General features: G+C 57.8%; 25 protein-coding genes. 13 read left to right on the top strand and 12 right to left on the bottom strand.

The genetic code is table 11. The annotated features are described in order from the left end of the window. The first annotated feature begins 103 nt into the window (after positions 1–103). A complete protein-coding gene (locus ACR0KC_RS00960; protein WP_480704576.1) occupies positions 104–832 on the top strand; it encodes a hypothetical protein in 729 nt (242 codons plus the stop codon). Here the strand turns inward: ACR0KC_RS00960 and ACR0KC_RS00955 are convergent. Next, a complete protein-coding gene (locus tag ACR0KC_RS00955; protein ID WP_480791446.1) occupies positions 826–2,781 on the bottom strand; it encodes a 4Fe-4S binding protein in 1,956 nt (651 codons plus the stop codon). The genes ACR0KC_RS00960 and ACR0KC_RS00955 overlap by 7 nt on opposite strands. Before the next feature lie 250 nt (positions 2,782–3,031). Between ACR0KC_RS00955 and ACR0KC_RS00950 the strand changes: the two genes are divergently transcribed. The 10 genes from ACR0KC_RS00950 (at position 3,032) to ACR0KC_RS00905 (ending at position 12,187) form a co-directional block, all read left to right on the top strand. Beyond that, positions 3,032–3,586 carry a DUF3305 domain-containing protein gene (locus tag ACR0KC_RS00950; RefSeq protein ID WP_170510438.1) on the top strand — a complete coding sequence of 185 codons (555 nt, stop codon included), beginning with the start codon at positions 3,032–3,034 and terminating at the stop codon, positions 3,584–3,586. Next, on the top strand, positions 3,583–4,164 hold the full coding sequence (locus ACR0KC_RS00945; protein WP_170626027.1) for a DUF3306 domain-containing protein: 582 nt from the start codon (positions 3,583–3,585) through the stop codon (positions 4,162–4,164). Before ACR0KC_RS00950 ends, ACR0KC_RS00945 begins: the two co-directional genes overlap by 4 nt. A gap of 4 nt (positions 4,165–4,168) precedes the next feature. Continuing rightward, the gene (locus ACR0KC_RS00940) at positions 4,169–4,780 is read left to right on the top strand and encodes a molecular chaperone TorD family protein (RefSeq protein ID WP_170393360.1); all 612 of its coding nucleotides are present in this window, start codon (positions 4,169–4,171) and stop codon (positions 4,778–4,780) included. 56 nt (positions 4,781–4,836) lie between these two features. After that, positions 4,837–5,025, top strand: coding sequence for a ubiquinol-cytochrome c reductase iron-sulfur subunit N-terminal domain-containing protein (locus tag ACR0KC_RS00935; protein ID WP_170393361.1), 189 nt, complete (start codon positions 4,837–4,839; stop codon positions 5,023–5,025). Positions 5,026–5,130: 105 nt separating this feature from the next. Next, the gene (locus tag ACR0KC_RS00930) at positions 5,131–8,025 is read left to right on the top strand and encodes a formate dehydrogenase subunit alpha (protein ID WP_480704574.1); all 2,895 of its coding nucleotides are present in this window, start codon (positions 5,131–5,133) and stop codon (positions 8,023–8,025) included. Between the two features lie 11 nt (positions 8,026–8,036). Next, positions 8,037–8,630, top strand: coding sequence for a formate dehydrogenase FDH3 subunit beta (gene fdh3B, locus ACR0KC_RS00925; protein WP_037307340.1), 594 nt, complete (start codon positions 8,037–8,039; stop codon positions 8,628–8,630). 73 nt (positions 8,631–8,703) lie between these two features. Further along, positions 8,704–9,912, top strand: a complete 1,209-nt coding sequence (locus tag ACR0KC_RS00920; RefSeq protein ID WP_170510449.1) for a formate dehydrogenase subunit gamma — start codon at positions 8,704–8,706, stop codon at positions 9,910–9,912. Continuing rightward, entirely contained in the window at positions 9,913–11,175 is a 1,263-nt protein-coding gene (locus tag ACR0KC_RS00915) for a c-type cytochrome (RefSeq protein WP_170645899.1), read from the top strand. Positions 11,176–11,188: 13 nt separating this feature from the next. Beyond that, positions 11,189–11,314: a hypothetical protein gene (locus ACR0KC_RS00910; protein ID WP_480771376.1), complete on the top strand. Its 126-nt coding sequence runs from the start codon at positions 11,189–11,191 to the stop codon at positions 11,312–11,314. Continuing rightward, on the top strand, positions 11,315–12,187 hold the full coding sequence (locus ACR0KC_RS00905) for a substrate-binding domain-containing protein (protein ID WP_480771375.1): 873 nt from the start codon (positions 11,315–11,317) through the stop codon (positions 12,185–12,187). 39 nt (positions 12,188–12,226) lie between these two features. On the opposite strand, the gene ACR0KC_RS00900 is transcribed toward ACR0KC_RS00905, so the two are convergent. The 10 genes from ACR0KC_RS00900 to ACR0KC_RS00855 all read right to left on the bottom strand — a co-directional run bounded on the left by ACR0KC_RS00900 (position 12,227) and on the right by ACR0KC_RS00855 (position 21,553). Further along, complete coding sequence (locus ACR0KC_RS00900; RefSeq protein WP_480771374.1) at positions 12,227–13,042, bottom strand: ABC transporter substrate-binding protein; 816 nt, start codon at positions 13,040–13,042, stop codon at positions 12,227–12,229. Between the two features lie 22 nt (positions 13,043–13,064). Next, complete coding sequence (locus tag ACR0KC_RS00895; RefSeq protein WP_170595904.1) at positions 13,065–13,799, bottom strand: ATP-binding cassette domain-containing protein; 735 nt, start codon at positions 13,797–13,799, stop codon at positions 13,065–13,067. Next, positions 13,792–14,505: an ABC transporter permease gene (locus ACR0KC_RS00890; RefSeq protein WP_170421167.1), complete on the bottom strand. Its 714-nt coding sequence runs from the start codon at positions 14,503–14,505 to the stop codon at positions 13,792–13,794. Before ACR0KC_RS00890 ends, ACR0KC_RS00895 begins: the two co-directional genes overlap by 8 nt. A 161-nt stretch (positions 14,506–14,666) precedes the next feature. Beyond that, positions 14,667–15,656 carry an ABC transporter substrate-binding protein gene (locus ACR0KC_RS00885; RefSeq protein WP_170393369.1) on the bottom strand — a complete coding sequence of 330 codons (990 nt, stop codon included), beginning with the start codon at positions 15,654–15,656 and terminating at the stop codon, positions 14,667–14,669. A gap of 59 nt (positions 15,657–15,715) precedes the next feature. Continuing rightward, positions 15,716–16,561 carry an ABC transporter permease gene (locus tag ACR0KC_RS00880; RefSeq protein ID WP_480771373.1) on the bottom strand — a complete coding sequence of 282 codons (846 nt, stop codon included), beginning with the start codon at positions 16,559–16,561 and terminating at the stop codon, positions 15,716–15,718. Further along, positions 16,558–17,475 carry an ABC transporter permease gene (locus tag ACR0KC_RS00875; protein WP_170405143.1) on the bottom strand — a complete coding sequence of 306 codons (918 nt, stop codon included), beginning with the start codon at positions 17,473–17,475 and terminating at the stop codon, positions 16,558–16,560. The genes ACR0KC_RS00880 and ACR0KC_RS00875 overlap by 4 nt, the downstream gene beginning before the upstream one ends. Then, the gene (locus ACR0KC_RS00870) at positions 17,472–17,903 is read right to left on the bottom strand and encodes a GNAT family N-acetyltransferase (RefSeq protein ID WP_480771372.1); all 432 of its coding nucleotides are present in this window, start codon (positions 17,901–17,903) and stop codon (positions 17,472–17,474) included. The genes ACR0KC_RS00875 and ACR0KC_RS00870 overlap by 4 nt, the downstream gene beginning before the upstream one ends. Further along, positions 17,903–18,700, bottom strand: coding sequence for an ABC transporter ATP-binding protein (locus ACR0KC_RS00865; RefSeq protein ID WP_170421163.1), 798 nt, complete (start codon positions 18,698–18,700; stop codon positions 17,903–17,905). The genes ACR0KC_RS00870 and ACR0KC_RS00865 overlap by 1 nt, the downstream gene beginning before the upstream one ends. A 55-nt stretch (positions 18,701–18,755) precedes the next feature. Next, on the bottom strand, positions 18,756–20,210 hold the full coding sequence (gene hydA, locus ACR0KC_RS00860) for a dihydropyrimidinase (RefSeq protein ID WP_480771371.1): 1,455 nt from the start codon (positions 20,208–20,210) through the stop codon (positions 18,756–18,758). 92 nt (positions 20,211–20,302) lie between these two features. Then, positions 20,303–21,553, bottom strand: coding sequence for a Zn-dependent hydrolase (locus ACR0KC_RS00855; protein WP_170662813.1), 1,251 nt, complete (start codon positions 21,551–21,553; stop codon positions 20,303–20,305). A gap of 171 nt (positions 21,554–21,724) precedes the next feature. On the opposite strand from ACR0KC_RS00855, the gene ACR0KC_RS00850 reads away from it, so the two are divergent. Both ACR0KC_RS00850 and ACR0KC_RS00845 read left to right on the top strand, forming a co-directional pair. Beyond that, entirely contained in the window at positions 21,725–22,333 is a 609-nt protein-coding gene (locus ACR0KC_RS00850; RefSeq protein WP_170393378.1) for a TetR family transcriptional regulator C-terminal domain-containing protein, read from the top strand. A gap of 112 nt (positions 22,334–22,445) precedes the next feature. Beyond that, on the top strand, positions 22,446–22,592 hold the full coding sequence (locus tag ACR0KC_RS00845) for a hypothetical protein (protein ID WP_480584776.1): 147 nt from the start codon (positions 22,446–22,448) through the stop codon (positions 22,590–22,592). 51 nt (positions 22,593–22,643) lie between these two features. Here ACR0KC_RS00845 and preA read toward each other — a convergent pair whose 3' ends face one another. Then, complete coding sequence (gene preA / locus ACR0KC_RS00840; protein ID WP_170645896.1) at positions 22,644–23,948, bottom strand: NAD-dependent dihydropyrimidine dehydrogenase subunit PreA; 1,305 nt, start codon at positions 23,946–23,948, stop codon at positions 22,644–22,646. Positions 23,949–23,979: the final 31 nt, after the last annotated feature.

The raw sequence follows: 23,979 nt of genomic DNA, 5'->3' as shown, positions 1-23,979 counted from the left end.
GGGCGCCTTGCGTATCGACAGAATATAGTCGCCGCTCATTGCATGTGTCTCCGTCTCATTTTGTACATTTGACGCATCGGGTCAGCCGCCGTTAGGCTTAACCATGCGCTTTGTCCTGTTGTGCCTGAGCCTGACGCTCACCGCCACCCCCTCTTGGTCGCAAGAGGCATTGGGCCTTGCCGCCCCGGATGAGGTGACAAACTCAGGTCTTTTGCAACATATTCTTCCGCGCTTTTCTCTCAAGACCGGAATACGTGTTGTTGCGGATGAAAGCGGCGTCATGTCACTGGCCCCGAGTTCGCCCGGCGATCCGGTCTTTGCCCGTGACGGGGTGGTCTATCATCTACGAATCGACGACAGCGCCAAGCAGGTAAGGTTTCGTGAATGGCTACTTTCCGACATTGGCAGACGGACGGTTGAAAACTTCATCCCCGACGAGGGCACGCCCTTTAGCGCAAGTTTCGAAACTGCCACTGTTACCGAAGAGGTCGTGGTCGACGGAAACGCGCTGCTTGGCGAAGATCTGTCGATGACCCATTGTGGCCGGTGCCATGTGATTGGCCCACAGAATCGGATGAACGGGCTGGGTTCGACCCCGTCTTTCGCAGTGCTGCGCGCAATGCCCGACTGGTCGGAACGGTTTCAGGCGTTCTTTGCCCTGAACCCACACCCAGCTTTCACACAGATCGAGGGCGTCACCGAACCTTTCCCGCCCGAGCGCCCCTCGCCGATCCATCCGGTCGAGATGAGCCTGGATGACCTCGAAGCAATTCTGGCTTTCGTGACCGCCATGCGCGCCGCCGATCTGGGCGCGCCACTGCAACTTCAGTGATCCTTGCGCTTTGAAAGGTAATCATCCGTTGTGACGACCCGTGGTCTGGGGGCGGATTGAAACGGATTGTCAGCGCTATGGAACTGGGCGTTTACCCGGCAATTGTCGCACATCTGGATCATCCGCGCCTGATCCGAGGTCGCGAACATCGGATGTGTGCCCGACAACTTTTCCATGATCCGCTCAACCGTTGATTTAACGCCAAACGCTGCGCCGCATTCGACGCATTCAAAGGGTTCCTCTTCATTCAGCACCTGTTGTGACAGCGCTTGGTCGCTCAGATCAAGCTGGGGCACTAGTGTGATCGCCTGTTCTGGGCAGATCGTTCGGCAAATCCCGCATTGCAGGCAGGCGTCCTGCTGGAAATTCAACTGCGGCTTGTCCGGGTTATCGATCAGCGCCCCCGATGGGCAAAGGGACACGCAACTCAGGCACAATGTACAGGTGTCGGTATTCACTGCAATCGCGCCATAAGGCGCGCCCTCGGGCAAGGCCAGCGGCACCTCGACCTCCGGGTTCAAAGCTTGCGCCGCCAGACGCGCTATTTGACGACGATTACCCAGTGGAAGCACCGGATCAGCCAATGGCTGCGGAACATTCTGCGCATAAAGCAGATCTGCCAGCGCATCCGGGTCGGTTTCATCGATCAGACTCAGTGCGTCTTGCACTGCGATAGCCCGAGCCAGCTCTAATTCACGATCAAGCGCGTCCCGTTCGGTCTTGGGGCTAATGAGGATATCGGCGCGCGCAAAGCCATGCGCCAGCGCTGCGAGCATCTCGGCATGTCCAAAGCCCGAAACCACGTTCAGCTCCAGCGGAATGACATCCGCTGGCAGTCCTCGTCCAAACCGGGCCGCCATCCGGATCATCTGCGCCCCATGGGCGTCGTGCACCAGTAATCGCGGTGCAACGCCGCCCGCGCGCCGGAAGGTCCGGGCCAGTATGTGCATCCGCGACAATACCGCCGAGACCGGAGGATCTTCATATGTGATAGCAGTCGACGGGCACAACGCCGAACACTCACCGCACCCGGCGCAAATCATCGGATCAATGGCTACATGATCGCCAGCCGGTGTGATCGCACCGGTCGGGCAGACGTCCAGACAGTTTGAACACCCCGTTTGTTCCGCTCGCGAATGGGCGCAAAGCGTCTCATCCAATCGGACATAGAGCGGTTTTTCAAAAGTCCCGACCAGTTGCACCGCTTCAAAAGCAAGACGCGCGACGGCCACCGCATCGCGGGGATCAGCGCGCAAGTACCCCTCGCGCTTTTCGGGGGCATTAACCAAAGGTGTTGCTCCGGTCAGATCAACAACAATGTCGCAACGCGACGTTGCACCGTCACGGGGTGTGCTCCAACCAAATTCTCCGCGTCCGCCGGGCTCTAGTTGCTGCACCTGATCCAGATGCCAAACAAATCCGCCCAGCGCGCCGGTCAGTTTGCGAACCCGTGCGCGTGCCACGTCATAGTCGCGGCTTAGAGGTTCAGCATCGTCAACCACAAGCACAGTCACGGCCAACACGCTGGACAGTTGTTCAGCCAGCGGATAGGCGACCTCTCCTGGCCCGATAATACAGCAGGTGCCTTCACTGATGACATCCACGCTGGGTGTCACTGGCTGCGGCAACTGCGCCTCGGCGGCCAAAGCGGCCATCTTGGGGGTCGCATCGGCACCCTGCTCGGACCACCCCGCCCGATCGCGCAGATCGACAAATCCGGGGGCTTCAACACCCAGTTCCTCGGCAAGCTCGCTAAAAACTGCGCTTTCCTGAGTACAGGCAATCACCACCTGTGCATCGCCCGTCAGCAACTCGGCAGCAGTCTGAAGCTGGTGCGTACAAAGGGCGGTATGCACCTTCGAACACTCCGTACCACAGGCTGCAGAAATACCATCTGCGTTCAGGGTCTGCGTCCCCTCGCAATCACACAATATGAGCTTGCTGGCCATGTCCCCTCCCGGCGCTGCGTTCTGTCCTCACAGCAGCTTAGGCCCAAACCCCGCCGTGGCAATGCGCAGCATCCGAGATTATTCGGACATGTGCACTATTTTTCATCACATCCGACCATCAAGACCCGAGACTGCGAATAAACTCTGAGTGATTGGGCCATATCAGACCAAACTGGACTTGGCAGGCCGCCAATTTATGTACCATAGTACATCAATGGAAGGCAGGGGAGAGCCTTCCGGGGAGGAGCCAGTGGCCAAGGCCGCAAGCCGGACTGAAATGACAATTGGCGTCGTCGTGCGCAGAACACCCGGGGTGACACGCTGGGCGCGTTGGAACTGGCGCGCGGTCGCTGTTTTGCCAGGTGCAGGGCCTGCCGACTGGCAAGAGTTGCGACGTGAAGGTGAGGCCATCGAATACCATGCAGCCACCCTGCCCCTCACCCTCTGGGCCGATGAAACCGAAGCCTACATGGTCAACCTGTCGGACGGTCAACCTTCGCTGTACCTGGTTTTGCGGGATGAGCTGAAAGGCGAAACACCCCTAAATGCCGTATTGATCACCGCCTCACCGTTCGAGGGGCAGGATTATGCGGATACCGGCGAAGAGATCGTTGAGAAGATTCCGATGACCGAAGGGTTGATTGCATGGCTCCGCGATTTCACCCTGCAGCATCATCAGGACGAGGTGTTCATAAAACGTAAACGGGACAAGAAACGCACCGATCTGGTGGAAGACGGCAAGGGCGATGCACGAATCCGGCAGGATTCAGATGTCTACCGGGCTCCGCGTCGGGTGCTGCAATGACCCAGGCCCGCGATTTCTGGTCCCGCCGCAAGGCCGCCGTTCAGGCCGAGACCGAAGCAGAAGCTTTGGCCGCAGAGGAACAGATCATCACAACGCGGCAAGCTGAGCTGGAGGAAAAAAGCGACGCCGAAATTCTGGCCGAGTTTGATCTGCCCGATCCCGATACGCTGGAAGCCGGCGATGATGTCTCGGGCTTCATGGCCAAAGCTGTACCTGACCGTTTGCGCCGCCGCGCCTTGCGGCGCCTATGGCGGTTGAATCCTGTTCTGGCCAATGTCGACGGGCTGGTCGATTACGGCGAGGATTATACCGATGCGGCCTGCGTGATTGAGAACATCCAGACCGCGTATCAGGTTGGCAAGGGTATGTTGGCGCATGTCGAAGCGCTCGCCGCCGAGGCAGAAATGTCCGAAGCAGAAACAGAAGCTGACATGCCCGAGGCGATCGAGTCAGGTGAAGAACCGATCAACGCCGTCGAACCAGAACCGGAAGCCCCACAGATGGTTGAAATGGAAGAGCCAGAGGAAATCGAACTCACCCCTGCTCCACGCCGTATGAAATTCGAATTCGAAGGATAACTCTATGACCGCAGACAACGCGCAAACATTGGATATCTCAACTGAGGATCGTCTGCGTGCGGATTTCTATAATTTTCTTGGCCTGCTATTGGCCGGTCCACCCGATCAGTTGCTTTTGGATCAGATGGCCGGGCTAAGCGGTGATGACTCGGATCTAGGTCAGGCCATTCAGGCAATGGCACGGGTGGCCAAGGTGACCAAGCCTGCCGCCGCAGAGCGCGAATTCAACGCACTGTTCATCGGATTGGGCCGAGGCGAACTGCTGCCTTATGCCTCTTTCTACCTGACGGGCTTTCTGAACGAAAAACCCCTAGCGCAGCTGCGCAATGACATGGCCGCGCGGGGCATCACCCGGGCGCAGAATGTTTATGAACCCGAAGACAACATCGCCTCGCTAATGGAAATGATGGCGGGCATGATCGTCGGTCGGTTCGGCGCGCCCGCCACGCTGGAAGATCAAAAGGCGTTCTGGAGCAAACATATCGGGCCCTGGGCCGCGCATTTCTATTCGGATTTGGAAGGTGCCGAGAACTCGGTTCTCTACGCCTCGGTCGGCACGGCTGGTCGGGTGTTCATGGAGATCGAACGTGAAGCCTTTCGAATGACGGCGGCCTAGCCCGCCACTCGCCGGTGCCTTTAGGCACCAAACCGCAATTGGGACAGGAGGAGCCCATGAGCAAGACCAAGGAAGAAGGCGCAACCCGCCGCGACTTCCTGAAACTGGCCGGAACCGCAGCGCCCGCTGCTGTAGCCGCCGCCAGCCTGTCTGGGAAAGCCGAAGCAGCCGAACTGCCGACGGACGAAACCCGGATGCAGGACACCGCGCATACGCGCGCATACCTCGACAGCGCCCGGTTCTGACCCGGACGTAGTCATACCCGACAGACGGTTGCGATTGGCCCTGACGTCGGTTTCGCGAAGTACCAAGCCAGCCATGGGTTACATGGCCAGCAAGGGAGGAAAGAAATGCTTAGGAAAAAGACCAACGGGGTTGCGAGACGCCCCCAGCGGACAAGTATCCTGTCCCAGGTCGGCGAGAAAACCGTCGATCGCCGCGCATTCTTGCGTGGCTCGGGCCTGACGATCGGCGGCCTTGCCGCGATCAGCGCCACGGGTGGAACCGTGACGCCCGCCAGTGCCCAGACAGCGGCAAACACCGCCGTTGAGAATATCAAATCCGTATGCACTCACTGCTCGGTCGGCTGCACGGTCGTTGCCGAGGTACAGAACGGAGTCTGGATCGGGCAGGAACCCGGCTGGGATAGCCCATTCAATCTGGGTGCACACTGCGCCAAGGGGGCCTCGGTGCGCGAGCACGCCCATGGCGAGCGCCGCCTGAAATATCCGATGAAAAAGGAAGGTGGCGAGTGGAAGCGCATCAGCTGGGAAGAGGCGATCAACGAGATCGGCGATGGCATGATAAGCATCCGCGAAGAATCCGGGCCGGACAGCGTGTACTGGCTGGGGTCTGCGAAGCACAATAACGAACAGGCCTATCTGTTCCGCAAGTTCGCCGCCTATTGGGGCACGAACAACGTGGACCATCAGGCCCGTATCTGCCACTCGACCACTGTCGCGGGTGTTGCGAATACATGGGGCTACGGCGCCATGACCAATTCGTACAACGACATGCACAACAGCCGGGCCATCTTCATCATCGGTGGTAACCCGGCCGAGGCGCACCCCGTCTCGCTGCTGCATATCCTGCGTGCGAAAGAGCAGAACAATGCGCCTTTAATCGTCTGTGACCCGCGCTTTACGCGCACCGCGGCCCATGCGGATGAATATGTCCGCTTCCGCCCCGGTACCGACGTCGCTCTGATCTGGGGTATCCTGTGGCATATCTTCGACAACGGCTGGGAGGACAAAGAGTTCATCCGCACCCGTGTCTGGGGGATGGACCAAATCCGGGAAGAGGTTGCCAAGTGGAACCCGGATGAGGTTGAGCGCGTCACCGGTACGCCCGGCTCGCAGCTGCGCCGCGTCGCACGGACCATGGTGAACAACCGCCCCGGTACCGTTGTATGGTGCATGGGTGGTACGCAGCACACCAACGGCAACAACAACACTCGCGCCTACTGCGTGCTTCAGCTTGCGCTTGGCAACATGGGCACCTCAGGTGGTGGCACCAACATCTTCCGCGGCCATGACAACGTGCAAGGCGCGACAGACCTTGGTGTTCTGTCCCATACCCTGCCCGGCTACTATGGCTTGTCAAAAGGCGCATGGGGTCACTGGGCCCGTGTCTGGGGTGAAGAGCCCGAGTGGCTTGCAGGCCAGTTCGCCACGATCAAGGATAAGGAAGGCAAGGATAAACCGCTGCAGAATGAGCGCGGCATCCCGGTTTCCCGCTGGATCGACGGTGTTCTCGAAGACCCAGCTAACATGGATCAGGACAACAACGTCCGCGCCATGGTTCTGTGGGGCCACGCGCCCAACTCGCAGACCCGGATGACGGAAATGAAGACGGCGATGGAGAAGCTGGACATGCTGGTCGTGATCGACCCGTATCCCACCGTCTCGGCCGTGCTGCATGACCGCACCGATGGCGTCTATCTGCTGCCCGCCTGTACGCAGTTCGAAACCCGTGGCTCGGTCACGGCCTCGAACCGATCGCTGCAGTGGCGGGACCGCGTGGTCGAACCTCTGTTCGAAAGCCTGCCGGACGAGGTCATCATGGCCAAGTTCGCCAACAAGTTCGGCTGGGCGGATCGGTTCTTCCGCAATATCGAGATGGAAGATCCCGAAACCCCGAATGTTGAAAGCATCACGCGTGAGTTCAACAGCGGCCTTTGGACAATTGGCTATACCGGTCAGTCGCCGGAACGTCTGAAAAGCCATATGGCCAACCAGCACACGTTCGACAGAACCACGCTGCAAGCCATTGGTGGCCCCAACGACGGCGAGTATTACGGTCTGCCCTGGCCCTGCTGGGGAACGGCTGAGATGGGTCATACGGGGACACCAAACCTGTATGATATGTCCAAACCGGTGGCCGAAGGTGGCCTGACCTTCCGCGCCCGTTTCGGAGTGGAACGTGACGGCGACAACCTGCTGGCCGAAGGGGTCTATAGCGTTGGTTCGGAAATTCAGGATGGTTATCCGGAATTCACGATGCAGATGCTGATGGACCTTGGCTGGGACGGTGATCTGACGGCTGAGGAACGTGCGGCCATCGACGCCGTTGCGGGACCGGAGACCAACTGGAAAACCGACCTTAGCGGCGGTATCCAACGGGTCGCGATTGCCCATGGCTGTGCGCCCTTCGGGAACGCAAAGGCACGCGCGGTCGTATGGACCTTCCCGGATCCGATCCCACTGCACCGCGAGCCGCTCTATACAAACCGGCGCGATCTGGTGGAGGACTATCCAACCTACGATGACCGTCAGGCCTATCGTCTACCTACCCTTTATGCGTCGATCCAAAAGAACGACTTTTCAAAGGATTACCCGATAATCCTCACGTCTGGTCGTCTGGTCGAGTATGAGGGTGGCGGCGATGAGACGCGGTCGAACCCGTGGCTGGCTGAGCTCCAGCAGGACATGTTCGTCGAGATCAATCCGCGCGATGCCAACAACCTTGGTATTCGGGACGGATCACAGGTCTGGGTCGAAGGTCCTGAGGGCGGCAAGGTCAAGGTGATGGCGATGCTGACCAACAGAGTCGGCGCCGGTGTCGCCTTCATGCCCTTCCACTTTGGCGGCCATTTCCAGGGCGAAGACCAGCGGCACAAGTATCCTGCCGGTGCAGACCCCTATGTGCTGGGTGAAAGTACCAACACCGCCCAGACCTATGGCTATGATTCAGTGACCCAGATGCAAGAGACCAAAGCGACTCTCTGCAAAATCTGGTCAGCGTAAGGAGGACGATAATGGCTAGAGCAAAGTTTCTCTGCGACGCTGAACGCTGCATCGAGTGTAATGCCTGCGTAACCGCGTGTAAGAACGAGCACGAGGTGCCGTGGGGCATCAACCGCCGCAGGGTGGTGACGATCAATGACGGCAATCCGGGTGAACGCTCGATCTCGGTGGCCTGTATGCATTGTTCGGATGCGCCCTGCATGGCGGTGTGCCCGGTCGACTGCTTCTATCAGAACGAAGAAGGGGTCGTCCTGCACTCCAAGGACCTGTGCATTGGCTGCGGCTATTGCTTCTATGCGTGTCCCTTCGGCGCGCCGCAATACCCGCAGGCGGGCAACTTCGGATCGCGAGGCAAGATGGACAAATGTACCTTCTGTGCTGGCGGCCCCGAGGAAACGCACTCGACCGCAGAGTTCGCCAAATACGGACGCAACCGGATCGCAGAGGGCAAATTGCCCATCTGCGCCGAGATGTGTTCTACCAAGGCCCTGCTCGCCGGCGATGGCGACGTGGTCTCGGCTATTTACCGCGAGCGTGTCGTCGCGCGCGGATTTGGTTCGGGCGCTTGGGGTTGGGGCACGGCCTACGATCAGAAAGACGGCTGACCCCGTCTACCAAAGCAAAACGGATGACCCGCAGATGTGGGTCATCCTGCATTGGATTTTTGTTGAGGTTCCGATGTTGCGCTTATTCATCGCTTTCCTGCTTTCGCTAACGCTGACCCAAGTTGCCGGCGCTCAAACCAGTGAGGGGGCCGCCCCTGCGGATTCGACCGACCGGTCTACAACCGGCGGCGCGACCACCCTTGAGGACATTCTGGCCCGCCAGCGTGGCGAGAAGGTCGACAACAGCTACAGGTCTGAAAACACCGGTCAGGGCAATGTTGAAGGCCTGCTGGGACAGTTCGGCACCCGCGGTGTTGCCTCTGACAGTGACGTCTACCGCGCGCTGCGTTACGGATCTGCGGACGTCACCGTTTCATCCCAGGGACCTGCGGACAGCGTGCTGATTCAAGACGGCGGCATGTGGTGGTTGAACTTCCGAACTGGCCCGTTGCGTGAATATGGAACCTACATTCTGGGCGGAATGCTTGCGATCATTGTGCTTTTCTTTCTGATCCGAGGAAAAATCCGCATCGACGGAGAAAAAACCGGCCGCACGGTCCTTCGTTTCAATAGTTTCGAACGTTTCGGTCACTGGCTCTTTGCCGGGTCGTTCCTTGTGCTCGGCATCACAGGCCTGCTGACCCTTTATGGCCGCGATTTCTTGATCCCGGTCTTTGGCAAAGAAGGGTTCGCCACTATCGCGCAAGGGTGCAAGTGGCTTCACAACAACCTCGCATGGGCCTTCATGTTGGGTCTGATAATCATCACCATAAACTGGATTGCCCATAACATCCCCAACAAGACCGACCTGAAATGGTTGGCCGCCGGAGGGGGCTTGTTCACCAAAGACAGCCATCCACCAGCCAAGAAATTCAATGCGGGTCAAAAGATAATCTTCTGGGCTTGCATTCTACTGGGTGTCTCTATCAGCCTGTCAGGCCTGTCGCTGCTATTCCCGTTCGAGCTGCCGATGTTCGCCAAAACCTTCTCAATCGCCAACTCGACAGGTATTCCGCAGGCGTTGGGTCTGAACCTGCCAGTGCAGATGTCACCGCAGGAAGAGATGCAATATGCCCAAGTCTGGCATGTCATGGTCGCCTACGTGTTCATCGCCATCATCATCGCCCATATCTACCTTGGCTCGGTTGGCATGGAGGGTGCGTTTGACGCCATGGGCACCGGTGAAGTCGAAGAACAATGGGCACGCGAGCACCACTCGCTGTGGCTGGAAGAGGTGCAAGAAAAAGAGGCCGGCAAGGCAGCGGCCTCACCTGCAGAATAGATGCGCTGGCTCGCTCTTGCGCTTGTTTTGACCCCCCTGCCCGCCTGGTCCGAGTTTTTCACGCTCAAAGGCCATGGCGGGCCGATCATGGGGATCGCTTCGGCGCCGGATGGGCGTATCGCAACGGCCAGTTTCGACAATTCGGTCGGTCTCTGGACCGGACAGACACCGGAATGGCTGGAGGGGCACGAAGCGGCAGTGAACTCGGTCGTTTTCAATGGCACTGCAATCTATTCTGCCGGGGATGACTTCACCCTCCGCCGCTGGCCCGGCGGCGATGTAGTCGGGCAGCACAAAGGCAAGATTATCGGCATTGCAGCGTCGAAAACTCATATCGCGACGGCCAGCTGGGATGGCACCATCGGCCTGTGGCCGGTGGACGGGTCCGAGCCGACCCTGCTTGGGCCAATCGGCAGCGGGGTGAATGCAGTTGTTTTTACGCCGGACGGAAAGCAGCTTTATTCGGCAGGTGTCGACGGAGCGTTGCGTATCTGGGATGTCGCCAGCGGTCAGGAAACAAATCGCCTGATCGAGCATGGTTTTGGCATCAATGAATTGGTCCTGAACGCACAAGACAACTGGATCGCCTACGGTACCGTCGATGGAGTGACACGCATCCTGAGCCTCACCACCGAAGAAGAACATGACTTTACGTTGGATCGGCGCCCGATCCTCGCCATGGCACTGAGCCCCGATCGCAAGCTGTTGGCTGTCGGTGATGGTGAGGGCTTTATAATGGTCATCGACACGGCTGAATGGCGCATTGCACAAGATTTCCGCGCCACCCTGCGCGGTCCGGTTTGGGCGCTCGCTTTTTCTGCCGATGGTCAAAACCTTCACGCAGGTGGCATTGATGAGGCAATGTACAGCTGGCCCGTTTCAGCATTGGGCGATCGCGAACAGATGGCCGCTGCCGAACCCAGCTTTCTGAAAGACCCAAGCGAGATGGGCAACGGAGAACGGCAATTTGCGCGCAAATGTTCGATCTGTCACAGCCTGACGCCGGATGGGGGTCGACGTGCAGGCCCTACCTTGCACGACATCTTTGGGCGGAAAGCGGGCACATTGCCCGGTTATTTGTACTCGGATACGCTGCAAGACTCTGATATTATTTGGAATGAAGAGACAATAAATGCTCTTTTCGACGAAGGCCCGGACCACTACATTCCGGGGTCAAAGATGCCGATGCAGCGGATCACGCAAGCACAGGACCGGATAGACCTGGTCGCGTTCCTGCGCAGCGCCACCGCACCGCAGGATTGAGCCGGAGGAGAACATGAAAGCCTTTCTGACCGCCGTCGCCGCGATGGTCGTGATCACTGTCGTCGCTCCTTACACGCTGGATCAATTCGATTTCAGCGCCGCCGACAAGACGTCCGGTTCGGCTGTACGCCTCGACTGAATGCCGCAATACCTGACCACCCGCGAATTGGCGGATCTGCTGCGCATTGGTGAGCGGAAGGCCTATGATCTGGCATCCTCGGGCGAAATCCCGTGTGTACGCGCCATGGGCAAGCTGTTGTTCCCAAAAGCCGAGATCATAGCGTGGCTCAACGCCTCACGCTCTGGCCCCGATGTCGTCGAACCACCCCTGCCGCCGATCGTGGCAGGTAGCCACGATCCCCTGCTGGACTGGGCTTTGCGGGAAAGCGGCTCTGGGCTTGCGACTTACTATGATGGGTCTTTCGACGGGCTGAATCGTCTTGCGGAGCGCAGCGCACAGGCGGCGGCCTTGCATATCCACGAACCAGAAGGCTTCAACACTCAGACCCTGCGCGACACGATGGGCGAAGCACCTGTGATCCTCTATCAGATTGCCAACCGGCAGCGCGGCCTGTTGCTGGCACCTGGCACCTCGGACATCTCGGGGTTTCAGGATCTGAAAGGCAGACGGATCATTCTGCGGCAAGACAGCGCCGCCAGCCAGCGTCTGTTCGATGCACTGCTCGGCGCCCACGGTCTGGGTCGTGATGATCTGAACACCCTGCCTGTTTGCGCCCGCACCGAAGAAGAGCTGGCCACCGCCCTGCGTGACGGCAAGGCAGAGGTTGGTTTTGGCCTCGGTGCACTGGCGCGCCCGTACGGGCTGAGTTTCCTGCCCACCCATTCCGAGCGTCTGGACCTTGCAATCTGGCGCCGCGCCTTCTTCGAGGTCCCCATGCTGACGCTGACCCAGTTTTTGAAATCCGAGCGTTTTATCGAACGCGCTGATGAACTAGGCGGCTATGATCTCGCAAATCTGGGTCGGATCCACCACAACGGCGCCAGTGGCTGATCCGTCGTCCATTACTTGTTGCGCTAACCCAAGGCGAACTTACTGTGCGTTCGGAAAAAACAACTGCTCACCTTCCAGCGTGTAAGACGCAATCGCCGCCTGTCCATCAGGGCCGATAAGCCAGTCGATAAACCTTTGCCCGGCAGCGGCGCGAACGCCGGAGTGCTTTTCAGGGTTCACGAGGATTACACCATATTGGTTAAACAGGCGCGGATCGCCCTCGACCAAGACCTCCAGATTGCCCCGGTTTCCGAAAGACAACCAAGTCGCCCGGTCGGTCAGAGCATACGCGTCCATGCCGCTGGCCACGTTCAGCGTTGCCCCCATCCCCGATCCGGTCTCGCGATACCAAGTCCCCGAGGCCTCCGTCGGGTCAACGCCTGTCGCCTCCCAATAGCGCATCTCGGCTTTGTGAGTGCCGCTATCATCACCGCGCGAGGCAAACGGCAGTTTCGCTTCGGCCAAAGCGGTCAAAGCGGTTACAATGTCGTTGCCACCGGCAATTTCGGCTGGATCAGATTTCGGGCCAACCAATACAAAATCATTGTACATGACATCGAACCGTTCGACGCCCCAACCGTCTGCTACAAACTGCTCTTCAGCGGGCTTGGAATGAACCAGAAGAACATCGCCATCCCCGTTGATTGCGTTCCTGATTGCCTGACCGGTCCCGACGGCTACAACGCGTACATCGATACCTGTTTCAGCCTCAAACCCTGGCAGGATATAGTCCAGCAGACCCGAGTTCTGCGTCGAGGTCGTGGATTGCACGACGATAAAGGGTTCTTCCGCCAAACCTGCGCCTGTGGTCAGTCCAAGCGCAACAATTGAAGCCCGAACAAAATTAGGGATCATTCGAAGTCTCCATCTCTGTTAATCAGGTTACCAGACCGCCAGCCAGATACCGGCGCGACTCGTTGCTTTTTGGGGTTTCCAGCACCTGCTGTGCCCCCCCATGTTCAACCACATGCCCTGCCTGCATCATCACGATGTCAGATGCCAGGCGCCGCGCCTGCCCGATGTCATGCGTCACCATCACGATGCGCACACCCCGGGCCGAGGCACGCAGGACCATCCGCTCGATCATCTGCATGGCGCTTGGATCCAATGCGCTGGTGGGTTCGTCCAGGAACAAGGTCTTGGGGTCTAAGGCCAACGCGCGCAGGATCGCCAACCTTTGCGCCTCGCCACCAGACAGCGAACGCGCGGACTGACGTGCCTTGCCATCCAGTCCACCTTCGGCCAGCAAAGCTTCGATACGTTGCTTGCGCAGGGCACGGGGCATCGATTTCCGCTTTAGCACAAAGTCCAGATTGGCCGCGACCGAGCGGCGCAGCAACACGGGGCTTTGAAACACCATCGCCTGCCGCGCTTTGTGGGCTGCATTCAACACAACACCGTCCTGACAGACACGCCCGCTGTCGGGTTGAATCAGACCATGCAGACAACGCAGCAACAGACTTTTGCCAGCGCCGTTTGGACCCAAGATCATGGTCGGACCCGGGCCATCCAGGCACAAATGCGGGACATCGAGCAGCACCTTGCCTTCGCGTGCAATGTGCAACCCTTGGACCTCTAACATACCCGGCGCCTCGGTCACGACATCACGCATGGCGCAGCCCTTCCCGCTCGGCCCGCAGGGTCAACGCGCTGACCATCGCGTTTACCGCCACGGCCAAACCGATCAGGATCACACCCAAGGCCAGCGCCAGCGCCAAATTCCCCTTCGAAGTCTCAAGCGCAATCGTGGTCGTCATCACACGCGTCACGTGATTGATATTGCCGCCGACGATGATTACTGCGCCTACCTCGGCGATTGCCCGGCCAAACCCGGCCAGTAATGCGGTGACAAGAGCCAGACGCGCGTCCCACAACAGCACCGGGATCGAAGCCAACCGCGATACGCCGAGCGAGCGGAGCTGTTCAGAATACTCTTCGGCCAGCATCTCGACCACCTGCCGGGTAAGTGCGGCCATGATCGGCGTCACCAGCACCACCTGCGCTATGATCATTGCGGTGGGGGTGTAGAGAAGTTCCAGCACCCCCAAAGGACCGGATCGGGACAACATCAGGTAGACCAGCAAACCGACGACGACTGGCGGGAACCCCATCAGAGCGTTCACAAGGATAATCAGCGCCCGCCGTCCCGGAAACCGCGCGACGGCCAAAGCTGCCCCAATAGGCATCCCGATGACCGCCGAAATCAGAACAGCAAAGATCGAAACACGCAGCGATAACAACACAATTGCCCACAGCTCTGCATCCCCTTCGAGGATCAGCGAGAGCGCTTGGGTGAATTCTGATGCAAATCCCTGCATATCCTACCATTCATGCCGTATGCTGTGACAAAATGCTATAAATTACAGGGAAATACTAAAGGTTCTGTCCAGCAAGTACAGGCACAAATTCGACATTCAAAACTAAGAACGCGGCCCCGTCAGGGCCGCGTTTGATTGGCACGTCTTTTGCTGTAGCTGGCTCAGTTCAGCGCAGCGTCGGTGATCTGATGTGTCCATGCCCCTTCAGGCTTTTTGGTGATAACTGGATCAGATCCGCCCGCCAGCAGGGTATCAACCGTGCGGTCGAAATCGGCTGGATCCAGCGCCCCGTTCGACCCTGCGGTCAGCTTGGCAATCTCGCCCATCATGCGCTTTTGATGCTCTTCTGTCTGGGCACCGGTTGCATCGTTTTCGAGAACGATCTCGGCGGCTTCATCCGGGTTCTCTTCGGCGTATTTCCAACCCTTCATCGAGGCACGGACAAACCGTTCCATCTTGTCGGTGAAGGCCGCATCGCTCAAATTTTCTTCAAGCACATATAGGCCATCCTCAAGCGTCGCGACGCCCTGATCTTCGTATTTGAAGGTTACCAGTTCTTCGGGCGTGACACCGGCATCAATAACCTGCCAATACTCATTGTAGGTCATGGTGCTGATGCAATCGGCCTGACGCTGCAGCAGCGGGTCGACGTTAAAGCCTTGTTTCAGCACTTCGACACCGCTGTCGCTTTTGCCATCGGTACCGATTCCCAGCTGACTCATCCAGCTCATGAACGGGAATTCGTTGCCGAAGAACCAGACTCCCAGCGTGCGATTTTTGAGATCTTCGGGCGAGGCAATCCCCGCATCTTTCCAGCAGGTCAGCATCATGCCCGAGCTCTTGAAAGGCTGCGCGATGTTCACCAGAGGCAGACCCTTTTCGCGCGCAGCAAGTGCAGCCGGCATCCATTCCACCGTAACGTCTGCTCCACCACCTGCGATCACCTGTGTGGGCGCAATATCAGGACCACCGGGCAGAATGGTGACGTCCAGCCCCTCTTCTTCGTAGAACCCTTTGTCTTTTGCCACATAATAGCCCGCAAACTGCGCTTGCGTGACCCACTTCAATTGCAGTGTCACCTCATCCGCAGCAAGTGTCGCACTGGCTGCCAGGCTAAAGGCCGCAACCGCCCCACTGAGTAGCTTCTTCATCTTCATATCTCCTAGTTGCTTATGTTTGCCCCGTTTATGGGGTCTGTTGAGTTATTCCTTTATCCTCGCTGCGACGGATGCCAGAAGGTTACCGCCTTTTCGATCATCGCCACTACGCCATAGAAGGCCGTCCCCGCCAGCGCGGCCACCACAATCTCGGCCCACACCATATCCAGCGACAATTGCCCGACGCTGGTCGATATCCGAAAGCCCATGCCCAATGTGGGGGAGCCAAAGAACTCAGCCACGATAGCGCCGATCAGCGCCAGAGTGGTAGAAATCTTTAGCCCGTTGAAAATAAACGGCATAGCGGCGGGGAGGCGAAGTTTCAGGAAGCTCTGCCAATAGGTGGCGGCATAGGTCTCCATCAGATCGCGCTGCATCGATGTGGCTTCGCGCAGCCCTGCCACCGTGTTCACCAGCATCGGGAAGAACACCATCACTACGACGACCGCCGCCTTGGAATGCCAGTCGAACCCGAACCACATCACTAGAATGGGTGCGGTGCCCACGATCGGCAGCGCTGCAACGAAGTTGCCGACGGGAAGAAGCCCGAGGCGCAGGAAATCCCATCTATCCACAGCAATTGCCATGAGAAAGGCCGAACCGCAGCCGATGATGTAGCCGCTGAGTGCTCCCTTGATGATCGTTTGAACAAAGTCAGCCCAAAGTGTCGGCAAACTGTCCCAGAAACGGTCCCAGATGACCGATGGTGCGGGCAGGATGACCAAGGGCACTTCTAGTCCACGCACCACCAGTTCCCAGATGCCAATCACGGTCAGACCGAAGATCAGGGGCGCAAGAAACCGCACCATCCGTGTGTCAGAATAGGGTCCGCTGGCCAGACGGCTGTTCAACCACCAGCCCAATAACCAGACAGCGATTGCACCAAGAATAGGTATCATTGTGCCATCCCCATTCGTTTCAGGACGGTCCGCTCGATCAGCCCCAGCAACCCGACGAGACAGGCGGCGAGAATGGCCGCAGCAAACAGCGCCGACCAGATCTGTACCGTCTGGCCATAGTAGCTACCGGCCAGCAGCCGTGCACCCAACCCGGCAACAGCCCCGGTCGGCAGTTCTCCAACAATGGCCCCGACCAGCGAAGCAGCGACGCCAATTTTCAGCGATGTAAACAGATAAGGCATCGAGGCCGGCAGCCGCAGTTTCCAAAACCCTTGCGAACGGCTGGCATTGTAGGTTCGCAGCAAATCCAACTGCATAGCATCCGGGCTGCGCAGCCCTTTTACCATGCCTACGACGACGGGGAAGAAACTCAGATACGCCGAAATGATCGCCTTAGGAATGATCCCTTGAACCCCAACAGAATATAGAACAACAATGATCATCGGAGCCAACGCAATGATAGGAATGGTCTGGCTGACGATCGCCCAGGGCATCACCGACAGATCCATCACCCGACTGTGCACGATCCCGACCGCCAGCAGGATGCCCAACCCGGTTCCGATAGCAAAACCCAGCATCGTAGCGCTCAGCGTGACCCAGCCATGATAAATCAGAGAGCGTTTCGAGGTGATTTTTTTCTCAATCGTGGTTTCCCACAGCTCAATCCCAACTTGATGCGGTGCAGGCAGCCGCGGGCGGTCCTGCTCCCATGTGGCTGGGATTGCAAACGCGTTGTTCAAGGCCAGACCGATCTCCCCCATGTCCCGGCGATCCTTGGCTGAAGGTGGTTGGACTTCAGCACCCGCGCGCTCCTGTTCAGTCAGAACCCCTTTGATATTCATAGGAATACAGGCCGCGTACCAGACAACGACAATGGCGGCGATCACGGTGAGGACTGCAATGATCTGCTTCATGCGTGCCACTCCATCCGAATGACAGGCACCGTGTCAGGTGGCACCGGAGACTCTCTTCCCGTCTCAACAAAGCCCTCGCGCCGATAAAACCGTTGCGCGTCGACATTTGGCACATGTGTGGTCAGCCAAAGATGGTCGCGCCCCTCCTTCGCCTTATCCAGCAATTGCTTGCCGATGCCCTGCCCAGTGCGCAAACAATACAGCGCACCAACCTTATGTTCGACCGGATCGACAGACATATAGCAATCAATCGGATCACCTGCGATCCAGATGTCCCTGTTCGGAAACGCCTCAAGGATCAGATCCGCCAGCTTTTCTTCTGGCAATTCCTCGGGTATCCAATCGGTCTGCGCGGCCCAGGTCGCGATGATGCGCGCGCAATCCCCCACATCTTCGCAGGATGCCCGTCTGATGCCTTTATCCGCCATCAAACATCATCCCCATGACCCGCTCGCAATCCTTCTCGCACGCGGTGGGCGACTTCGATAAACTCGGGCGTGTCACGGATATCCAGAGGCCGCTCTTTCGGCAGAGGGCTATCGATCACATCCGTGATCCGGCCAGGCCGAGGGCTCATTACCACGATCTTGGTGCTGAGATACACCGCTTCGGGGATCGAATGTGTTACGAAACCGATGGTCTTCTCGGTGCGCGCCCATAATGCCAGAAGCTGTTCGTTCAGATGGTCGCGCACAATCTCATCCAGCGCACCGAACGGTTCGTCCATCAGCAGAATATCCGCATCAAATGCCAAGGCCCGCGCAATACTGGCCCGCTGTTGCATCCCGCCCGAGAGCTGCCAGGGGAACTTACCGCCAAATCCATCAAGATCAACAAGTTCCAGAACCTTTCTAACGCGTTCCTCCTGCTCGGCGGAGGAATAGCCCATGATCTCAAGCGGCAGCTTGATGTTCTTTGCAATGGTCCGCCACGGGTAGAGCCCGGCCGCCTGAAACACATACCCATAAGCGCGCTTTCGCCGTGCTTCGTCAGGCGTCATGCCATTCACGGTCAGGGTCCCGCCGGTCGGTGTTTCCAGCGCTGCGATACAGCGCAGGAACGTCGTCTTGCCGCAGCCCGAGGGGCCGATAAAACTAACGAACTCCCCCTTGCCAATCGACAAGTTCACATCTTTCAGCGCATGAATAGGCCCATCATTCGTCTGAAATGTAAGATCCAGCTGCCTTGCCTCAATAACGGGCTGAGTAGTATTTTCTGTATTCATTCCATTGCCTTGAAGAAGCTCAGACCCGAGTCGCCAGAAAGGCGACCCAAGGGGTTTATACTCCCGTTGCCGGTATACCTGTCCGCTCAACAGGCCGGGGCGCTGTCAACTCTTTCCAGGTGCTCAGCGCCTTGTTCACATGGGTATTGGCCTCACGTGCCACGAACTTACCGTGCCCTTCCTGAGTCTGAATCTCGCCATCATGTACAGCCACCGCACCGCGGGTCAGCGTGAACCGAGGCAGCCCTCGCACCTCTTTGCCCTCGAAGACGTTGTAGTCGATCGACGACTGCTGCGTATCAGCCGAGATCACCTTGGCCTTATCCGGATCCCAAACCACCAGATCAGCATCCGCTCCCACGAGAACCGCACCTTTTTTTGGATAACAATTCAATATCTTGGCGATGTTAGTTGAAGTAACAGCCACGAACTCATTCGGCGTCAATCGCCCGGTATTCACCCCATGCGTCCAAAGCATCGGCATCCGATCCTCCAGCCCTCCGGTCCCGTTCGGGATTTTGGTGAAATCACCCACGCCATATCGTTTCTGCTCGGTCGTAAAGGCGCAATGGTCCGTGGCCACGACGCTCAGAGTTCCCGATTGCAAACCGTTCCACAAGCTGTCCTGATGCTGCTTATTCCGGAACGGAGGGCTCATGACTCGCCGTGCCGCATGCTCCCAATCGTGGTGGAAATACTCGCTTTCATCCAATGTTAGGTGTTGGATCAAAGGCTCGCCCCAAACCCGTTTGCCCTGCATCTTGGCGCGTCGAATAGCCTCGTGCGCCTCCTCACAGGAAGTATGCACAACATAGAGCGGTACGCCCGCCATATCCGCGATCATGATCGCGCGGTTGGTTGCCTCGCCTTCCACCTGTGGCGGGCGGGAATAGGCATGCGCCTCTGGCCCGGTATTACCTTCTGCCAATAGCTTCGCACTCAGTTCAGCAACCACATCGCCATTCTCGGCATGGACCATCGCGGTGCCACCCAACTCGGCCAGACGCTTGAACGAAGCAAATAGCTCATCGTCGTTCACCATCAGCGCGCCTTTATAGGCCATGAAATGCTTGAATGTGTTGATGCCGCGCGTCTCGATGACGGTTTTGATGTCATCAAACACCTGCTCGCCCCACCAGGTCACCGCCATATGGAACGAATAATCACAGTTCGCGCGCGTAGACTTGTTGTCCCAACGCTTCAGGGCGTCCAACAGGCTTTCGCCCGGATTAGGCAACGCGAAATCCACAACCATCGTGGTCCCGCCTGCCAGCGCTGCGCGCGTGCCGCTTTCGAAATCATCGCTGGAATAGGTTCCCATAAACGGCATTTCCAGATGCGTGTGCGGGTCAATCCCTCCGGGCATGACATAACAGCCCGATGCATCAAGTTCCTTATCACCTCGCAGGTCCGGCCCAATCTCAGTAATCACACCACCGTCGACCTTTACATCCGCCTTATAGGTCAGATCAGCGGTCACAACGGTTCCGTTCTTGATTACAGTGCTCATGTTAAACTCCCTGATGCGGTCTACGCCGCTTGCTTCATCTGGCTAAAAATACCCCGGGGGAGCCGCCCATCGGGCGACGGGGGCAGAGCCCCCTATTCCACAATCTCTGCTGTCTCAACGACCGCATGCAACAGAACATCCGCCCCGGCTGCAGCCCAATCCTTGCTGATCTCCTCAGCTTCATTATGGCTCAACCCATCAACGCATGGGCACATCACCATCGCCGTTGGCGCTACCCGGTTGATCCAGCAGGCATCATGCCCGGCGCCCGAGATGATATCCGTATGCGAATACCCCAACCGCTCAGCCGCATCGCGCACCGCCGCCACGCAACCTTCATCAAACTTCACCGGATCAAAACCGCCCACTTTCTCGAATTCGATCTGCAGCCCCATCTCTTCGACGATATCTTCAGCTGCGACTCGCAGACGGTTCTCCATATCAGTGATAACGTCCAACTCGGGCGAGCGAAAATCGACCGTGAACACTGCCTTTCCGGGGATCACATTGCGTGAGTTCGGATAGACATCGATATGCCCCGCCGCACCCACGGCATGAGGTGCATGCGACCATGCAATCTCGTCCACTTTCTCAAGAATACGCGCCATCGCCAGCCCGGCATTCTTGCGCATCGGCATCGGTGTAGACCCAGTATGCGCATCCTTGCCGGTCACGGTAACCTGGGTCCAGCTCAAACCCTGACCATGGGTTACAACGCCAATATCCTTACCTTCAGCTTCCAGAATCGGGCCTTGTTCAATGTGCAACTCAAAGAAAGCGTGCATCTTGCGCGCACCAACCTCTTCATCGCCGCGCCAACCGATGCGGTTCAGTTCATCTCCGAACTTCTTTCCTTCGGCATCCTCACGTGCATAAGCCCAGTCCTGAGTGTGCATTCCGGCAAACACCCCCGAAGACAACATCGCCGGGGCAAATCGCGTTCCTTCTTCGTTGGTCCAATTGGTGGCCACAATAGGGTGCTTGGTCTTGATGCCCAGGTCATTCAGCGTGCGAATGATCTCCAGCCCACCAAGCACGCCAAGAACGCCATCATACTTGCCACCTGTGGGCTGCGTATCCAAATGCGACCCTACATAAACCGGCAGAGCCTCGGGGTCCGCTCCCTCTCGTCGGGCAAACATATTGCCCATCTGGTCCAGCCCCATCGAGCAACCGGCATCCTCGCACCATTTCTGAAACAGCGCGCGCCCTTCGGCGTCCTCGTCCGTTAGCGTCTGACGGTTGTTGCCACCCGCGACGCCTGGGCCGATCTTGGCCATCTCCATCAGGCTGTCCCATAACCTGTCGCCATTGATCCTGAGATTCTGCGCCGGAGCTGCCATCATGTTCTTCCCTGTTGCTTGCGATTTGGCTCGCTTTTGGTGTCTTGATTTGACCATCTGGTCAAACTCACGCTATCACGGGTTCGACATCAGTCAAGAAATTGCAGTGGCCTGCCGGAATTTTCGACATAATTGACGCCCAACTGGCCGAAAAAAGGACAACAGGTGAACATGCCCAAAGACCGCGCCCCAACCCGGATTCAGCAAAAGAACCGAGCAGCGATTCTCGAGGCGGCCCTGAATGTGTTCTCAGCCCACGGTTTTCGCGGCGCAACCGTCGACCAAATTGCAGCTGAGGCGGGGCTAAGCAAGCCCAATCTGCTCTATTATTTTCCATCGAAAGAAGCGATCCATACAGCCCTGTTGTCGGGTCTGCTTGAAGTCTGGCTCGCTCCCCTGCACGCGTTGAATGAGGATGGCGACCCGCTGGAAGAAATACTGTCTTATATCCAACGCAAGCTTGAGATGAGCCGCGACCTGCCGCGCGAGAGCCGCCTCTTTGCCAATGAGCTTGTTCAGGGCGCGCCGCGCATTCATGAAGCTTTGTCCAGCGATCTCAAAAAACTGGTCGATGAAAAAACCACGATTCTGACAAGCTGGATGGCTCAGGGGAAAATTGCACGAGTCCATCCCTATCATCTGATTTTTTCGATCTGGGCGCTGACACAGCATTATGCGGATTTCGATGTTCAAGTCCGGGCAATTCTTGGGGAAGAAGACCCTTTCGAAGGCGCGGTTCCGTTCGTGGAAACGCTCTATCGAAAACTGCTTACACCTTAAGAGACGTTTAACCCTATTGAGAAAAGCTCGGAGCATGATGACGTATCGCTCAGATCCCGAGCCTTGGATCACCCAGCTTTTCTCGTCCCGATCTGCTCGAACGGGAGCTGTTGTGCGACGCTCAGTTGCTTGGGTCGAACGGGAGGTTGGTCACGCGGCTTTTCAGGCAGAAGTGAAACGGCGCGGATACCATTTGATCCGCACCGCCAATCAATATGTCATCATCTGCCACAACGGACCCATCGACATTCTGTTCTGAGTAAATTCGTCGAATTTTCTCCGCCAAGATTTTTCGACGAAAAATCTCTGACTACTCCGCCGCTTTCGCCATGGGGTTGTTGGGGTGTGTCGTCCAATTGGCATATTCAGGATCAACGACCTTGCCTGTGCGCGGATCAACCGCTCCGGCGGCCATCGGATCCATGGAAATACACCCCTCTACAGGGCACACATCCACGCAAAGATTGCAGGCCACACATTCCTCGTCGATAACCTCGAACACCCGATCCGCCGACATCGAAATCGCCTGATGGCTGGTGTCTTCACAGGCTGCAAAACAGCGACCGCATTTGATGCACTGATCCTGATCGATCTTCGCTTTGGCGATGTAGTTGAGGTTCAGATATTGCCAATCCGTCACATTGGGCACTGCGCGTCCGATCACTTCGTCGATATTGGCATAGCCTTTCTCATCCATCCATTCCGACAGGCCGGCCGTCAATTCATCGATGATTTTGAACCCATAGGTCATCGCTGCAGTGCAGACCTGAACATTGCCGCAACCCAGCGAGATAAACTCTGCTGCATCGCGCCAAGTGGTGACGCCACCGATGCCTGAGATCGGCAGCCCATGCGTGGCTTCGGCCCGCGCAATCTCGGACACCATCGACAACGCGATTGGTTTCACCGCCGGTCCGCAGTAGCCACCATGGCTGCCTTTACCGTCAATCGAGGGTTCGGGGCTGAAGGTGTCCAGATTGACGCTGGTGATCGAGTTGATCGTATTAATCAGCGATACCGCATCCGCGCCCCCATTCTTCGCCGCCGCCGCAGGTTTGCGGATATCCGTAATGTTCGGCGTTAGCTTCACGATAACTGGGCGGTCGTAATACTGTTTGCACCAACGGGTCACCATTTCGATGTATTCCGGCACCTGCCCGACGGCAGACCCCATACCCCGCTCGCTCATCCCGTGCGGACAGCCAAAATTCAGCTCGATCCCGTCCGCACCGGTTTCAGCCACACGCGGCAGAATGGCCTTCCAAGCAGCCTCCTCACAGGGCACCATGATCGAGGCGATCAGGGCGCGATCTGGATAATCCGCCTTTACGCGGGCCATTTCCTCAAGGTTCACCTCAAGCGGCCGATCTGTGATCAGTTCGATGTTGTTGAGTCCCAACAACCGGCGGTCCGCGCCATAAATCGCGCCATAGCGTGGGCCGTTCACATTCACGACCGGAGGCCCCTCGGCCCCCAAGGTCTTCCACACTACGCCGCCCCATCCGGCCTCGAAGGCGCGGCGAACATTGTACTCCTTATCCGTCGGTGGCGCGGAGGCCAGCCAATACGGGTTCGGGCTTGATATTCCAAGAAAGTTTGATGTTAAATCAGCCATTTATCCGGCCTCCCTGATGCAGCTCTGCATC

This window comes from Ruegeria sp. CF3 (genome assembly GCF_056537365.1).
The sequence above is the reverse complement of the archived record's forward strand: the minus strand, read 5'-3'. Positions and strand labels throughout refer to the sequence as shown.